Annotated in this window: 13 protein-coding genes and 1 other RNA gene; 8 read left to right on the top strand and 6 right to left on the bottom strand. The window is 50.7% G+C overall.

The window, feature by feature from the left end:
• Window positions 1-10: 10 nt before the first annotated feature.
• Both mscK and acrR read right to left on the bottom strand, forming a co-directional pair.
• A complete protein-coding gene (mscK, locus tag EOS97_RS16050) occupies window positions 11-3,373 on the bottom strand; it encodes a mechanosensitive channel MscK (protein WP_000178234.1) in 3,363 nt (1,120 codons plus the stop codon).
• 118 nt (window positions 3,374-3,491) lie between these two features.
• Complete coding sequence (gene acrR, locus EOS97_RS16045) at window positions 3,492-4,145, bottom strand: multidrug efflux transporter transcriptional repressor AcrR (RefSeq protein WP_000101755.1); 654 nt, start codon at window positions 4,143-4,145, stop codon at window positions 3,492-3,494.
• Between the two features lie 141 nt (window positions 4,146-4,286).
• Between acrR and acrA the strand changes: the two genes are divergently transcribed.
• The 6 genes from acrA to EOS97_RS16015 all read left to right on the top strand — a co-directional run bounded on the left by acrA (window position 4,287) and on the right by EOS97_RS16015 (window position 11,085).
• Window positions 4,287-5,480, top strand: a complete 1,194-nt coding sequence (gene acrA / locus EOS97_RS16040; protein ID WP_001039199.1) for a multidrug efflux RND transporter periplasmic adaptor subunit AcrA — start codon at window positions 4,287-4,289, stop codon at window positions 5,478-5,480.
• Between the two features lie 22 nt (window positions 5,481-5,502).
• Window positions 5,503-8,652 (top strand): efflux RND transporter permease AcrB, encoded by a 3,150-nt coding sequence (gene acrB, locus EOS97_RS16035; RefSeq protein WP_001132508.1) that lies wholly within the window; start codon window positions 5,503-5,505, stop codon window positions 8,650-8,652.
• Between the two features lie 495 nt (window positions 8,653-9,147).
• The gene (gene tomB, locus EOS97_RS16030; RefSeq protein WP_000344807.1) at window positions 9,148-9,522 is read left to right on the top strand and encodes an Hha toxicity modulator TomB; all 375 of its coding nucleotides are present in this window, start codon (window positions 9,148-9,150) and stop codon (window positions 9,520-9,522) included.
• Between the two features lie 27 nt (window positions 9,523-9,549).
• Window positions 9,550-9,768 (top strand): HHA domain-containing protein, encoded by a 219-nt coding sequence (locus EOS97_RS16025; RefSeq protein ID WP_001280991.1) that lies wholly within the window; start codon window positions 9,550-9,552, stop codon window positions 9,766-9,768.
• Between the two features lie 178 nt (window positions 9,769-9,946).
• The gene (maa, locus tag EOS97_RS16020; protein WP_001278793.1) at window positions 9,947-10,498 is read left to right on the top strand and encodes a maltose O-acetyltransferase; all 552 of its coding nucleotides are present in this window, start codon (window positions 9,947-9,949) and stop codon (window positions 10,496-10,498) included.
• A gap of 116 nt (window positions 10,499-10,614) precedes the next feature.
• The gene (locus EOS97_RS16015) at window positions 10,615-11,085 is read left to right on the top strand and encodes a YlaC family protein (protein ID WP_000136183.1); all 471 of its coding nucleotides are present in this window, start codon (window positions 10,615-10,617) and stop codon (window positions 11,083-11,085) included.
• Window positions 11,086-11,140: 55 nt separating this feature from the next.
• On the opposite strand, the gene ykgO is transcribed toward EOS97_RS16015, so the two are convergent.
• Both ykgO and EOS97_RS16005 read right to left on the bottom strand, forming a co-directional pair.
• A complete protein-coding gene (gene ykgO, locus EOS97_RS16010; protein WP_001197749.1) occupies window positions 11,141-11,281 on the bottom strand; it encodes a type B 50S ribosomal protein L36 in 141 nt (46 codons plus the stop codon).
• 5 nt (window positions 11,282-11,286) lie between these two features.
• Window positions 11,287-11,547, bottom strand: coding sequence for a type B 50S ribosomal protein L31 (locus tag EOS97_RS16005; RefSeq protein WP_000801411.1), 261 nt, complete (start codon window positions 11,545-11,547; stop codon window positions 11,287-11,289).
• A gap of 224 nt (window positions 11,548-11,771) precedes the next feature.
• On the opposite strand from EOS97_RS16005, the gene EOS97_RS16000 reads away from it, so the two are divergent.
• Entirely contained in the window at window positions 11,772-13,322 is a 1,551-nt protein-coding gene (locus EOS97_RS16000) for an EAL domain-containing protein (protein WP_000213145.1), read from the top strand.
• 49 nt (window positions 13,323-13,371) lie between these two features.
• On the opposite strand, the gene ffs is transcribed toward EOS97_RS16000, so the two are convergent.
• Window positions 13,372-13,468: signal recognition particle sRNA small type (gene ffs / locus EOS97_RS15995), an RNA gene on the bottom strand.
• Window positions 13,469-13,552: 84 nt separating this feature from the next.
• On the opposite strand from ffs, the gene EOS97_RS15990 reads away from it, so the two are divergent.
• The gene (locus tag EOS97_RS15990; RefSeq protein WP_000961285.1) at window positions 13,553-13,942 is read left to right on the top strand and encodes an MGMT family protein; all 390 of its coding nucleotides are present in this window, start codon (window positions 13,553-13,555) and stop codon (window positions 13,940-13,942) included.
• Window positions 13,943-13,974: 32 nt separating this feature from the next.
• Here the strand turns inward: EOS97_RS15990 and EOS97_RS15985 are convergent, their stop codons facing one another.
• Window positions 13,975-14,544, bottom strand: a complete 570-nt coding sequence (locus EOS97_RS15985; protein WP_000779802.1) for a YbaY family lipoprotein — start codon at window positions 14,542-14,544, stop codon at window positions 13,975-13,977.
• Window positions 14,545-14,744 lie beyond the last annotated feature (200 nt).

Below are 14,744 nucleotides of genomic sequence, written 5' to 3'. Positions count from 1 at the left end.
CCACCGCCTTTTAGCTTGCCGTAGGCGCCAGATCGCCGCCGTTGAGATCGCGCTTCACTTCAGTGACTTCGTCGCCCTTCGCGTTATGCAGATGCACCTCAAGCTGGTTAAAGGCGATATTGATATCATTTTCACGGCACAGTCGATCGATCGCGCGGTTCAGTTCATCCACCGTATGGCTACGATCACGCAATTCACGCACATACAGACGCAGTTCATGATCCAGAGTGCTGGCGCCAAAGGTGGTGAAGAATACGGCAGGTTCCGGATCGTGCATCACCTTCGGATGCTCCATCGCCGCCTGTAGCAGGACTCTTTTCACTTTCTCCAGATCCGAGCCATAGGCCACACCAAGCCGGATCACCAGACGTGTCGTGGTATCGGAGAGGGACCAGTTAATCAGCCGCTCCGTCACGAACGCTTTGTTCGGAATGATCACTTCTTTACGATCAAAATCGGTAATAGTGGTGGCGCGAATACGAATCTTACTGACCGTGCCGGAGTAGGTGCCGATCGTTACCGTATCGCCAATGCGTACCGGACGTTCGAAGAGGATGATTAAACCCGAGACAAAGTTACCGAAGATCTCCTGTAGCCCAAAACCGAGACCCACCGACAACGCCGCCGCCAGCCACTGGAGTTTATCCCACGAGACGCCGAGCGATCCGAATACTGTCATCGCGCCAACAGCGATAATGACGTAGTTAAGGATCGTGGTGATCGCATACGAAGCCCCCTGGCGCATATTCAGACGTGAAAGCACCAGCACTTCCAACAGGCCGGGTAAGTTGCGGATAAGCGCCCAGGCCACCATCGCGGCAATAATGGCGAATAGCAAGCTGCCCATCGTCACGCTTTTCACCACCGCAGCACCAGCTTCGGAGCCGTTGTAGTGCCACAGCGTGATACTATCAAGATAGCTGAATACGGTGATCAAATCGGACCAAATCGCCCAGAACATAACGCCGAACAGGGCAAGCATTAGCAGCATCGTGATACGTAATGTTTGCTGGTTAATCTGCTCCAACGCGATGGTGGGTTCTTCCTGTGGCTCCGCGCCTTCCGCCCCCTCTTTTACCAGGTTCTGACGACGAGCCAGCGCGCGTCGCCAGGCAATCCGGCGCGCCGCTACGCTTAACCCGCGCAGCACCGTTTGATAAAGCAGGTTCCAGATAATGACCAGATAGACGGTTTCAATCCAGCGTCCCGCCAGGCGCAGGGTGGTATAGAAATAGCCGGTCGCCGTTAATACCATTAACGCCACCGGAATGATGGAAAGAATCGTCACGGTCACCAGTCGAATGCCGTGAGATTCTTTATCGCGCCAGCTTTCCCGGCACAGTGGCCACACCAGCAATGTTATGACCAGCAGATTGAGGAAAATAACCGCCTGCCCCAGCACGTCATCCATCAGATTCAGCGGCGACAACTCCGCCACCACAGACCAAAAGTGCAGCGGCAGCAATGCGAGGCTAATGCGTACAATCTGGCGACGCCAGTGGCTGGTCAACTGCGCTGGCATACCAAAATGGCGTATCGCCACGCCCTCTTTTTCCAGCACCTTCCAGCACAGCCCAAAGACCAGCCAGAACATCGCGAGCTTTTTACTAAAGGCCCAGAGCAGATCGCTGATATTTAGCTGCATGGTCAGCAGGATCAGTCCAAGCGCGAGGATAATCAGACACACCGGCAGCGCGCGGATCAGATCGATCAGAATAGCTTTTGGCGTATTGAGTTGACTATCGTTACGCAACGATCCCACGGCGGCGGCCAGCTTCTGTTGATACGCTTTTAACCATTTCAGACGCCAGCGGATTAAACCGGCGATGAGCAAGAGCGGCAACCCGGCCAAAAAAGCAATAAATACCGCGGGCCAGGCTTTTTGCCAGTTCACCGTGATTTTCATGGCGCTGAATTGCTCTTTTAACGTTTGGGGGAACGCTTTAAGCCAGTCCCAGTCCATAGGGCGGTTACTGTTCACCCAAAAAATCTGCTGCGTCAGAATGGCTTTCAGATTTTTCGATACGCTCATCAACTGCTGCTGGTTAACTTGCAGGTTAATCGCCATCATCAGCTGGTTACCCAACTGTTTATTTAGCTGATCCAATAGCTCACGGCGCATCTCCACCACCTGAAGCAACGCATCATGAACTTCATCATTCACCTCGCTGGTATGCCCCTCCTCCAGCTTGTCGACAAAGGCATCGCTTTGGAATAAGGCATCACGCTGCTGGTTGATTTCAAACTGCTCCAGACGCAAATCCGCAATGCGGTTGGTCATATCTTCGAGTTCGTCGGCGGAGGGCAGAGTTTGCTGCTGTTGATAAAGAATACGCGACAGCAACAGACTGCCTTTTAAGACGGCAATCTGTTCTTTGATATTTCTTTCCGACTGCAGCGCGCGATCGAGCCAGTTTTTTACTTTAATGTTTTGCTGCATCAACATATTGCCGTTTTCGGTCGCGACAATCAGACGCTGGCTGAGTTGATGGTTAATATCCAGTTCCTGTTTTACCAGCGGGTTCGCCTGGATACGCGCCGTTTCGTCCGGCGAAATGGCCTCCTGGGCCGTTTTTTCCGTTAGCGTAAGTCGTTTACTGTTGACCGCCTCCTGTAAAAGTTGAAGCTGATGTTCAAGGCGATTACTGTTGGCCGTCACGTAATCCCGCTGTTTTTGCAGGGTGTCCTGCAAAACGGTATTTCCTTCAAGACTCTTACGTTGCTGGTCGATCTGCGCATTAAGCAGCGCCTGTTGTGCCTGTAATAACACCTGTTGGCTGGGGCGAAGCGCGGCTTCGCCGACGTTATTGCCGTCCAGACGGTTACGGATTTGCTGTATTTGCTGTGAGGCGGTATACATGGCGTTTTGCACGCGCTCAGGCTGGGTCTGTAGCGAAACAAGCTGGCTGTTATAAGCGGCAAGATCGTTTTGCGAATTTTGCAAATCATCCAGTACCTGCGCCACGCGCAGCTCAAGCTGACGTAACGAAAGCGCACTCAGCGTTTTTCGCATTTCATCATCATTATCGACGTCGCTCAGCGCATTCAACGCAGCCGTCGCCTGACGCATTTTTTCAGGCGCCTGCGCCACCTTCTGCCGTAGCTGTACGGTCTCCTCTTTCACCCGCTCGATTTTATCCAGCGTAGCTAACGTATCAATAAGGTCCTGCTGGACGAGCTTATCCTGGGCGGAGAGATCTTTTTGCTTATTCAGCGTATCCAGCTGGTTTTGCACATCCGCTTTTGACGGCAGGTCGCCATTCGTTTGCCCCCGGGCAAATGCCAGAGACTGACAGGACAGCAGGATAATAAGGACGCTAATTGTAATAAAAACAAAATGCTGTGAACGTTTATAAAGCTGCAACATAGTCATGAGAATGAAGTGTCTGAACCGGCAAGCAGACCGGAAATAATTGAGTCGCAAGAATATCACGCCTGTAACAAACAGAATAGCGACACAGAAAATGTCCAGGAGTTTTCTTGGAATATTATCAGGGGGAGCCGTTGACCGTCGACGCGCGCAGCGTCGGACACAATTGATACATCTCCAGCAGGATCGTGACGTAGGCGCGAGCTTCTTTTTTTAAATCAAACGATTGCGGAGCAAATAACCAGTTTTCCATGAGCCCTGAAATAAAGCTGCGCATCAGTATCGCCGCACGACGGGTCAGCAGATTTTCAGGCAGCATTTTAGCATTAATACAATGTTTTAACGTTTGTTCAATCCGATCGTAACTTTCCAGACAAAGGCTACGTTGCGCCTGTTGAACCACAACCATTTCTCCGACAAACTCACATTTATGGAATATAATCTCCATCAATAAGCGGCGTCGTTCTTCTGTTACAGTAGCTTCAAGAATATGAACTAAAATTTCTCTTAATACAGATAGTGGATCGTCGGGGAATTTTGCCTGATACTCAATCTCAAGCTCACCAATATTGGATTCTGATAGCTCCCAGATCTCACTGAATAAATCCGACTTATTTTTGAAATGCCAATAGATTGCGCCGCGCGTCACGCCAGCAGCGTTCGCAATCTCCGCCAGCGAGGTTGCTGATACGCCTTGCTGCGAGAACAAACGCAGGGCCACATCCAGGATGTGTTGTCGTGTCTCCAGCGCTTGTTGTTTGGTTTTTCGTGCCATATGTCGGTGAATTTACAGGCGTTAGATTTACATACATTTATGGATGTATGTACCATAGCACGACGATAATATAAACGCAGCAATGGGTTTAAGGACCTTTGACCATTGACCAATTTGAAATCGGACACTCGAGGTTTACATATGAACAAAAACAGAGGGTTAACGCCTCTGGCGGTCGTTCTGATGCTCTCAGGCAGCTTAGCGCTAACAGGATGTGACGACAAACAGGACCAGCAAGGCGGCCAGCAGATGCCAGAAGTTGGAGTTGTCACACTAAAAACGGAACCACTGCAAATCACAACTGAACTTCCGGGTCGTACCGTTGCTTACCGTATCGCCGAAGTTCGCCCACAGGTAAGCGGCATTATCCTGAAGCGTAATTTCGTTGAGGGAAGTGATATCGAAGCGGGAGTCTCTCTCTATCAGATTGATCCTGCGACCTACCAGGCGACTTACGACAGCGCTAAGGGCGATTTGGCAAAAGCGCAGGCCGCCGCGAATATCGCTGAACTGACGGTGAAGCGTTATCAAAAGCTGCTGGGTACGCAGTACATCAGTAAGCAGGAATACGATCAGGCGCTGGCTGACGCGCAACAAGCGACTGCCGCCGTTGTCGCAGCAAAAGCCGCCGTTGAAACCGCACGTATCAACCTGGCGTATACCAAAGTCACCTCACCGATTAGCGGTCGTATTGGTAAGTCATCCGTAACGGAAGGCGCGCTGGTACAGAACGGTCAGGCGTCGGCGCTGGCGACAGTGCAGCAGTTGGACCCTATTTATGTCGATGTGACCCAGTCCAGCAATGATTTCCTGCGCCTGAAGCAGGAGCTGGCAAATGGTTCGCTGAAGCAGGAAAACGGCAAAGCGAAGGTCGATCTGGTGACCAGCGACGGTATCAAATTCCCGCAATCCGGTACGCTTGAATTCTCCGACGTGACCGTTGACCAAAGCACCGGGTCTATTACTTTGCGCGCCATCTTCCCTAACCCGGATCACACCTTATTGCCAGGAATGTTCGTTCGCGCACGTCTGCAGGAAGGGACAAAACCGACGGCATTACTGGTTCCACAACAGGGCGTTACCCGTACTCCACGCGGCGATGCCACGGTGCTGGTGGTTGGCGCTGATAACAAAGTGGAAACCCGCCAAATCGTCGCAAGCCAGGCGATCGGCGATAAGTGGCTGGTGACTGACGGATTGAAAGCGGGCGACCGCGTAGTCGTCAGCGGGCTGCAAAAAGTACGTCCTGGCGCACAGGTTAAAGTGCAGGAAATTACCGCGGATAACAAACAGCAAGCCGCAAGCGGTGATCAACCTGCTCAGCCCAGGTCTTAACTTAAACAGGAGCCGTTAAGACATGCCTAATTTCTTTATCGATCGCCCTATATTTGCGTGGGTGATCGCCATCATCATCATGTTGGCAGGGGGGCTCGCGATCCTCAAATTGCCGGTAGCGCAATATCCGACGATTGCGCCACCAGCAGTGACGATCTCCGCAACCTACCCTGGCGCTGATGCGAAAACGGTACAGGATACCGTCACGCAGGTTATCGAACAGAATATGAACGGTATCGATAACCTGATGTATATGTCCTCCAACAGTGACTCCACGGGGACCGTGCAGATCACGCTGACCTTTGAATCCGGCACCGATGCGGATATCGCGCAGGTTCAGGTTCAGAACAAGTTGCAACTGGCAATGCCGTTACTTCCCCAGGAAGTACAGCAACAGGGCGTGAGCGTTGAGAAGTCCTCAAGTAGCTTCCTGATGGTAGTGGGCGTCATTAACACCGACGGCACCATGACCCAGGAGGATATTTCGGATTACGTTGCCGCCAATATGAAAGATCCGATCAGCCGTACCTCTGGGGTGGGCGACGTCCAGCTGTTTGGTTCGCAGTATGCGATGCGTATCTGGATGAATCCGACAGAGCTGACCAAATACCAACTGACGCCGGTCGACGTGATTAACGCGATCAAAGCGCAGAACGCCCAGGTCGCGGCAGGTCAGCTCGGTGGTACGCCGCCGGTAAAAGGCCAGCAGCTTAACGCATCGATTATTGCCCAAACGCGTCTGACCTCAACGGATGAGTTTGGCAAAATCCTGCTGAAGGTGAATCAGGATGGCTCCCAGGTTCGTCTGCGGGATGTAGCGAAAATTGAGCTTGGCGGCGAGAACTACGACGTCATCGCGAAATTTAACGGTCAGCCAGCGTCAGGTCTTGGCATCAAACTGGCTACCGGCGCCAACGCGCTGGATACCGCTACCGCTATTCGCGCCGAACTGAAAAAAATGGAACCGTTCTTCCCGCCAGGGATGAAAATCGTCTACCCGTATGACACCACGCCGTTCGTGAAGATTTCTATTCATGAAGTGGTAAAAACGCTGGTCGAAGCGATTATCCTCGTGTTCCTGGTGATGTACCTGTTCCTGCAGAACTTCCGCGCGACGTTGATTCCGACTATTGCGGTTCCGGTGGTGTTGTTGGGAACCTTTGCCGTGCTTGCGGCATTCGGTTTCTCGATAAACACGCTGACGATGTTCGGGATGGTGCTCGCCATCGGCTTGCTGGTGGATGACGCCATCGTGGTGGTCGAGAACGTCGAACGTGTTATGACGGAAGAAGGCCTTCCGCCGAAGGAAGCGACGCGCAAATCCATGGGCCAGATTCAGGGCGCATTGGTGGGTATCGCGATGGTACTGTCGGCGGTATTTATTCCGATGGCCTTCTTTGGCGGCTCAACCGGGGCAATTTATCGTCAGTTCTCTATCACCATCGTATCGGCGATGGCGCTGTCGGTGCTGGTCGCGCTGATCCTGACGCCCGCGCTGTGCGCGACGATGCTCAAACCCGTCGCCAAAGGCGATCATGGCGAAGGGAAAAAAGGCTTTTTCGGCTGGTTTAACCGCCTGTTTGATAAGAGCACGCATCACTACACCGATAGCGTAGGCAATATTCTGCGCAGCACCGGGCGTTATCTGCTGCTCTATCTCATTATCGTCGTCGGTATGGCTTATCTGTTCGTTCGTCTGCCAAGCTCTTTCTTGCCGGATGAAGACCAGGGCGTATTCCTGACAATGGTCCAACTCCCCGCCGGCGCGACGCAAGAGCGCACGCAAAAAGTGCTGGATGAGGTCACGGATTACTATCTGAACAAAGAGAAAGCCAACGTTGAATCGGTATTCGCCGTCAACGGCTTCGGTTTTGCAGGGCGCGGTCAGAATACCGGTATTGCATTCGTGTCGTTGAAAGACTGGGCCGATCGTCCAGGCGAAAAAAACAAGGTTGAAGCGATTACCCAGCGGGCAACCGCAGCGTTTTCACAAATTAAAGATGCGATGGTCTTCGCCTTTAACCTGCCGGCGATTGTTGAACTGGGCACCGCAACCGGGTTTGACTTCGAGTTGATTGACCAGGCGGGACTTGGTCATGAAAAACTCACCCAGGCACGTAATCAGTTGTTCGGCGAGGTGGCGAAATATCCTGATCTGCTGGTCGGCGTTCGACCTAACGGTCTGGAAGATACGCCGCAGTTTAAAATCGATATCGACCAGGAAAAAGCTCAGGCGCTGGGCGTGTCTATTAGCGACATTAATACCACGCTGGGCGCAGCATGGGGCGGCAGCTATGTAAACGACTTTATCGATCGCGGTCGTGTGAAGAAAGTTTACGTGATGTCCGAAGCGAAATACCGCATGTTGCCGGATGATATTAACGACTGGTACGTTCGTGGTAGCGATGGTCAGATGGTGCCGTTCTCCGCATTCTCCTCTTCCCGCTGGGAATATGGTTCGCCACGTCTGGAACGCTATAACGGTCTGCCTTCGATGGAAATTCTGGGTCAGGCAGCGCCAGGCAAGAGTACTGGTGAAGCGATGGCGATGATGGAAGAACTGGCCAGCAAGCTGCCGTCAGGCATTGGGTATGACTGGACCGGGATGTCCTACCAGGAGCGGTTGTCCGGCAACCAGGCCCCTGCCCTGTATGCTATCTCGCTGATCGTCGTCTTCCTGTGTCTGGCGGCATTGTATGAGAGCTGGTCTATCCCGTTCTCCGTAATGCTGGTTGTTCCGCTTGGGGTTATCGGCGCGCTGCTGGCTGCGACCTTCCGCGGACTGACTAACGACGTTTACTTCCAGGTGGGCCTGCTCACAACCATTGGGTTGTCGGCGAAGAACGCGATACTTATCGTCGAATTCGCCAAAGACTTAATGGATAAAGAAGGGAAAGGTCTGGTAGAAGCGACGCTGGAGGCCGTCCGGATGCGTTTGCGCCCGATTCTGATGACCTCGTTAGCGTTCATGCTGGGGGTTATGCCGCTGGTTATCAGTTCCGGCGCGGGTTCCGGCGCGCAGAATGCGGTAGGTACTGGCGTACTGGGCGGGATGGTAACGGCAACCGTACTGGCTATTTTCTTCGTACCGGTCTTCTTCGTGGTGGTACGCCGCCGCTTTAGCCGTAAAAGCGAAGATATTGAGCATAGTCATTCGACAGAACATCGCTGATTTGCTCACTGTTGATAAGGCCGCGCAAGCGGCCTTTTTTACACAAAAATCATAAAATACGCTTATTGTTAGATTGATTATTTTTTGCCATATTAATAAAAGGTATAATCCTTACTGCGTTAAAGGCTTTTCTTAGGAAAGTTGGCCATTTCTTAATTCAGCCATTAATTAAGAAATATTAAGAATATTCCTGGCTATTTTCTCCTGTCAGAGTCTATTGTTTTAGCCTGAAAAGCTAAAAAACGTTAACCCAATGATTACACAAACAATAAAACTGGTTCCTTTTTAGGCGACCGACGATCACTGTTAAAATTCGAAAAAGTATGGCAACACGCGGCTTTCACGCAATTGTAATTTTTCGTAATATGACGATGAAAAGTTTTTTAGAGTAGATTATAGTTAAATCATAAGGTGACGTGGGAAGTACCAGGTTAGTTAGTTGTATCCATCCCGAAGGTGTTCGGTTAGTTTAAGCCACTAAAAAGGGGATGCATTATGGACGAATACTCACCCAAAAGACATGATATAGCACAGCTTAAATTTCTTTGCGAAACCCTGTATCATGACTGTCTTGCAAACCTTGAAGAAAGCAACCATGGCTGGGTTAATGACCCGACCTCAGCAGTCAACCTGCAGCTCAATGAGCTGATAGAGCATATTGCAACTTTCGCGCTTAATTATAAAATTAAGTACAATGAAGACAATAAATTGATTGCGCAGATAGATGAATACCTGGACGACACCTTTATGTTGTTCAGCAGCTATGGTATTAATACGCAGGATTTGCAAAAATGGCGTAAATCGGGCAACCGCCTGTTCCGTTGTTTCGTCAACGCCACCAGGGCTAATCCTGTTAGTTTGTCTTGTTAAAAATTATTACAATCATAGGTAGAATTTATGTCTGATAAACCATTAACTAAAACTGATTATTTGATGCGTTTACGGCGCTGTCAGACAATTGACACTCTGGAGCGCGTCATTGAGAAAAATAAATATGAATTGTCCGACAATGAGCTGGCTGTATTTTACTCAGCTGCGGATCACCGTCTTGCAGAATTGACGATGAACAAACTCTACGACAAGATCCCCTCTTCAGTATGGAAATTCATTCGTTAATCACGCTACATTACTTTTTAGAGAACACGCAGGTGTTATCTGCCTCCTCGTTCTGGCTAGTAACACAACGGGCTATTATAGAACAGTGATATAGATCACATACCAATAGCAGGGAACGTTCCCTCTAATACTTTATTATTGCTTCTATTGCGATAATATCCACCAAGGGGAGCGCGCGATGAGTGACGAAAAACAAAAAATGATCGCTGGGGCACTGTATTGCCCGACCGATGAAACTTTATGCCAGGATCGACTGCGGGCGCGTCAACTCATCCATCAATACAATTATACTACGCCTGATGAAATAAATAAGCGTCAGGCGATTTTACGCGACCTGTTGGGTCGATGCGAAGACGCCTATATTGAACCTTCCTTCCGTTGCGACTACGGCTATAATATTTTTCTTGGTCACTCCTTTTACGCTAACTTCGACTGCGTCATGCTTGATGTTTGCCCAATTCATATTGGCGATAATTGTATGCTCGCGCCAGGGGTACATATCTATACCGCCACGCACCCGCTGGACGCCGTCGAACGCAACAGCGGCAGAGAATTAGGTAAACCCGTCACTATCGGAAATAACGTCTGGATAGGCGGACGAGCCGTCGTTAATCCTGGCGTAACCATCGGCGATAACGTCGTCGTCGCTTCAGGCGCTGTGGTGACAAAAAACGTACCGCCAGACGTCGTGGTAGGCGGAAATCCGGCGCGAATCATTAAAAAATTGTAGTTCAAATGATAACTGTTATGCTAATTCGTGGTTAATCTGTTACTTTTTTCACGTTACACCTCCCTTTAAAATGGGCTGTTACTACCCCTATGTCGCAGAAATCATGAAGGCAAAAGATGACAGAGATACAGCGCCTGCTTAGCGAAACTATTGATGACTTAAACGTCCGTGAAAAACGCGATAACAGGCCGCGTTTTAGTATCAGTTTTATCCGCAAGCATCCTGGGTTATTTATCGCGATGTATGCAGCCTGGTTTGCGACGCTGGCGGTCATGCTGCAATCAGAAACGCTGGTGGGGTCAGTGTGGCTGTTAGTGGTGTTATTTATCGCATTTAATGGCTTCTTCTTTTTCGACATCGCCCCGCGTTATCACTATAACGACATCGATGTGCTGGACCTCCGGGTCTGTTACAACGGCGAATGGTACAACACCCGCTTTGTTCCCCCCACGCTCATTGAGACGATTCTTCAGTCTCCACAGGTGGATAATGAACATAAAGTCCAGCTGCAAAAAATGGTTGCCCGTAAGGGCGAACTTTCCTTCTACGATATTTTTACGCTGGCCCGCGCAGAAGCCAGTCGGTAATAAAAAAGTGCGCACCCTCCCTGGTACGCACTGCTTTCCCTGAACCGTTGGTTTTTTAACGTCTTTTTTTACGCCCCTGAACCGCCTTAAAACGCGGATTTGTTTTACAAATCACGTATAAGCGTCCTTTGCGTTTGACTATCTGGCAATCCGGATGCCGTTGTTTTGCATTGCGAAGTGAGTTTAACACCTGCATTTTATTTACCCCCGTTTAGCGCCGATAAAATGACCAAAACGTTTCTGGAAGCGTGCGGCGCTACTTTCGCTATCAAACGTTTTCTGTCTACCGGTATAAAAAGGATGCGATTTTGATGACACATCAATAGTGACATACGGATATGTCACGCCGTCCAGTTCGATTTCACGTTCAGTTTTGATAGTTGATCCCACTTTCACATATTCATTTGCGCTGGTGTCGTGAAATACGACGGTGCGGTATAAAGGATGAATATCAGGTTTCATTGCATTCTCTCAATTATGTTATAACATAACAATAAAATACGCTATCAACGCTCCTTTTTCAACCGGTAAACATTCACGATCTCTTCCTGGCGGCAAAAGCAACGTGGCGTAACGCGTTAGTCTGGCCCCTGTATCTGTAAAATCGATAAAATAGCTTTATCATTCGAGGGCGCGATTTACGATCGGATATACTTTCTCTACGCTGTGTTTATAAGGACATCACTGTGACAACACGACATCTGGTCAGCCTGGTAACGGGAGTGCTTATCCTGTCTGTCCTTTTCCCGATAGGATTGAGCCTGTGGCTGGCGCACCGTCAAGTTGAAAAAAGGTTTAACGAAGAGCTGGATATCTTCTCGTCCCGGGTGGCGCTACGTACAGAAAGGGTCAGTGACCAGGCAAAAGCCGCGTTAACGCATATTGCCTCCTTTAAAGGCGAGCCCTGCAGCAGCGCCCATTTACTCGCCATGCGCCGCGTGTCTTATAGCTTTCGGTATGTCCAGGAAGTTCTGTATCTTAAAAATTCGATTCCCGTTTGCTCCTCACTTGAAAAAGAGAGCCATATTCCCGCGTTCCCTCCGCCCATGAAAATCACTCGCGACGGTTATCGCGCCTGGTTTACGGCGCAAAACGATCTGGGTATAAAACGCTATATGGCGGCACTCGGGAGCGACAGCTATATCGTGATGATCGACCCGGCGTCCTTTATCGATGTGATTCCGTTTGGCGCATGGCCGATTGACGTCGCTATTATTGGCCGGGAACGCAATACTGTGGTTGCCAGCAGCGGTAACCTTGACCCCGCTATTCTTCCGCTCATTCACCATGAGACGCCCCTGCGGCTGGAAAACCGAGGCATTCAGTATGCTATCCACCCCTTTCCGGAAATGGGCATTACTATCGTAAGCTGGGCACCGACCGCTCCGCTGGAAAGGAGCTGGTATCGACAGGCGTTTATCTGGCTACCGGCGGGCATCGTAACGGGTCTGCTGGCCGCGGCCTTTATTCTGCGTATTTTGCGTCGGCTACAGTCGCCCCGCCACCGTCTCCAGGATGCGATAGACAATCGCGAAATTAACGTACACTATCAGCCTATTGTCTCCCTGAGCAGCGGAAAAATTGTCGGTGCCGAAGCCTTAGCTCGCTGGCAACAGGCGGACGGCACTTTCCTTTCGCCGGAAATTTTTATCGCGCTGGCTGAACAAACCGGGCTCACGGAGCCGCTAACCCGGCTAATCATCGAAACCGTTTTTGAAGACATGGGGAGTTGGTTAAAGTCCCATCCCGAACAACATATTTCAATCAATCTTGAGGCATCCGATCTGGCGTCGGAAACGTTGCCGACGCTGTTAAGCACGCTGCTGAACCGTAGCCAAATTTCTCCGTCGCAAATCGCGCTTGAATTAACGGAGCGCGAGTTCGCCGATCCGAAAACCAGCGCGCCCATTGTCGCCAGATACCGTAACGCGGGACATTCCATTTATATTGATGACTTTGGCACCGGCTATTCCAGCCTCAGCTATTTACAAAATCTGGATGTGGATGTCCTTAAAATTGATAAATCTTTTGTCGATGCGCTGGAATATAAAAACGTCACGCCGCATATTATTGAAATGGCGAAAACGCTCAAACTCAAGATGGTCGCAGAAGGCATCGAAACGACCAGGCAAGAACAGTGGCTACGCCAGCATGGCGTACATTATGGTCAGGGCTGGTTATACAGTAAGCCCCTACCCGCTACGGCATTTATTCTTTGGGCGGAACAGCGGCTATAACGTCGCACAGCAGAAAAGAACAGTGTGGAGAGGCACAAATGGGTGGGGGCCCTGCCAGCTACATCCCGGCACACGCGTCATCTGCCTTGGCTGCTTCCTTCCGGACCTGACCTGGTAAACAGAGTAGCGTTGCGGGAGAACCAACAGAGCCCCCATTGAGAGCGTTGTGAACCAACGCGCAGGCGCATTATCACTGCTATATCGTGCAATTGCAACCCATCAGGCATCGGATGCTGGTTTCTTGCGCATCCGGGCTTTCCTCCCCCCTTATTCCAGATTATCCTGAAGCATTAACGCAGGATTCTATTATGGATATTCAGGACACATTTCCTCAACGCGTCTGGCAAATCGTCGCTTCGATCCCGGAAGGATTTGTCACGACCTACGGTGATGTCGCCCGGCTTGCCGGTTCGCCTCGGGCAGCGCGTCAGGTCGGCGGAGTTTTAAAACGTCTGCCGGAAGGCAGCACTTTACCATGGCATCGGGTGGTGAACCGCCACGGCGCAATATCACTTACCGGGCCGGATCTACAGCGGCAACGTCAGGCATTACTGGCGGAAGGCGTGGTGGTGTCGGGAAGCGGACAAATCGATTTACAACGCTATCGCTGGGTGTATTAACCCTCTCCGTAACGGAGAGGGTTGGCGCAGGATTAATACTGGGTAGGCGCAGGAACGGCAGAAGACGGATTGACCTGGGTCGGCGAAGTCGATGGAACCGTCGTCGTCGCACCGCCGCTGGCCTGCACAGGCACCGCCGTTTGCTGTACCGGTACCAGCGTCAGATCCGCTTTAGTGCCGCCATTATTAATCACCGGTTTCACGCTATCGGTAATAAATACCAGCTTATTGTCAACGGTGATGGCCGCGCTCAGGAGAATACGCGCGTTAGGTTGAATATCTGATGGGTTAAACGGCAACACAAAACTGAAAGGCGCCTGTTTACCTTCGGTACGTACCGCTTTTTGCGACAGCACCTTAGACGGCGCATCAGCCAGCGAAGCATCTGAAAGCGTCACGGTCAGCACCGCATCTGGCGGCAGAGCGACCTTCTGGCGGATCCAGACGGTACCGGAAACATTGGGTTGCTGAATAGTAGACTGGTTAGCTGTAATCGACATGTTAGGGTTTGGCGCAGGCGTCTGGATATCAGCGCTTTTATCAGCGCAGGCCGCCAGAGATATCGCAACCGCTAAACCACTTACGATGTGCACGAGTTTCATTCAATTCTCCTTATCATCAATGCACCAGCAGGCCTTTCCCCCCGCCGGAAGAGTGGTTAACAGAAACATAACGTGATTAAGTGTGGCACATGTCACTCATTTTTGCCTGGAATTGGTCTGTTATTCAGACTTTTGTACCCATCGGACCACTTGCAAAATTGCGTTATACTCTGCCCTACCTCGCTTCGGCATCGTTGTCA

It is taken from the genome of Salmonella sp. SSDFZ54 (assembly GCF_004010735.1).
GTDB classification, from domain to species: Bacteria; Pseudomonadota; Gammaproteobacteria; order Enterobacterales; family Enterobacteriaceae; genus Salmonella; species Salmonella enterica.
Note: the sequence above shows the minus strand (reverse complement) of the source record. Positions and strands in the feature narration are given on the sequence as shown.

What these genes read in the sequence shown, in the direction of transcription:
- mscK (WP_000178234.1), bottom strand. Translation starts at nt 3,373, where the DNA reads ATGACTATGTTGCAGCTTTATAAACGTTCACAGCATTTTGTTTTTATT.
- acrR (WP_000101755.1), bottom strand. Translation starts at nt 4,145, where the DNA reads ATGGCACGAAAAACCAAACAACAAGCGCTGGAGACACGACAACACATC.
- acrA (WP_001039199.1), top strand. Translation starts at nt 4,287, where the DNA reads ATGAACAAAAACAGAGGGTTAACGCCTCTGGCGGTCGTTCTGATGCTC.
- acrB (WP_001132508.1), top strand. Translation starts at nt 5,503, where the DNA reads ATGCCTAATTTCTTTATCGATCGCCCTATATTTGCGTGGGTGATCGCC.
- tomB (WP_000344807.1), top strand. Translation starts at nt 9,148, where the DNA reads ATGGACGAATACTCACCCAAAAGACATGATATAGCACAGCTTAAATTT.
- EOS97_RS16025 (WP_001280991.1), top strand. Translation starts at nt 9,550, where the DNA reads ATGTCTGATAAACCATTAACTAAAACTGATTATTTGATGCGTTTACGG.
- maa (WP_001278793.1), top strand. Translation starts at nt 9,947, where the DNA reads ATGAGTGACGAAAAACAAAAAATGATCGCTGGGGCACTGTATTGCCCG.
- EOS97_RS16015 (WP_000136183.1), top strand. Translation starts at nt 10,615, where the DNA reads ATGACAGAGATACAGCGCCTGCTTAGCGAAACTATTGATGACTTAAAC.
- ykgO (WP_001197749.1), bottom strand. Translation starts at nt 11,281, where the DNA reads ATGCAGGTGTTAAACTCACTTCGCAATGCAAAACAACGGCATCCGGAT.
- EOS97_RS16005 (WP_000801411.1), bottom strand. Translation starts at nt 11,547, where the DNA reads ATGAAACCTGATATTCATCCTTTATACCGCACCGTCGTATTTCACGAC.
- EOS97_RS15990 (WP_000961285.1), top strand. Translation starts at nt 13,553, where the DNA reads ATGCTGGTTTCTTGCGCATCCGGGCTTTCCTCCCCCCTTATTCCAGAT.
- EOS97_RS15985 (WP_000779802.1), bottom strand. Translation starts at nt 14,544, where the DNA reads ATGAAACTCGTGCACATCGTAAGTGGTTTAGCGGTTGCGATATCTCTG.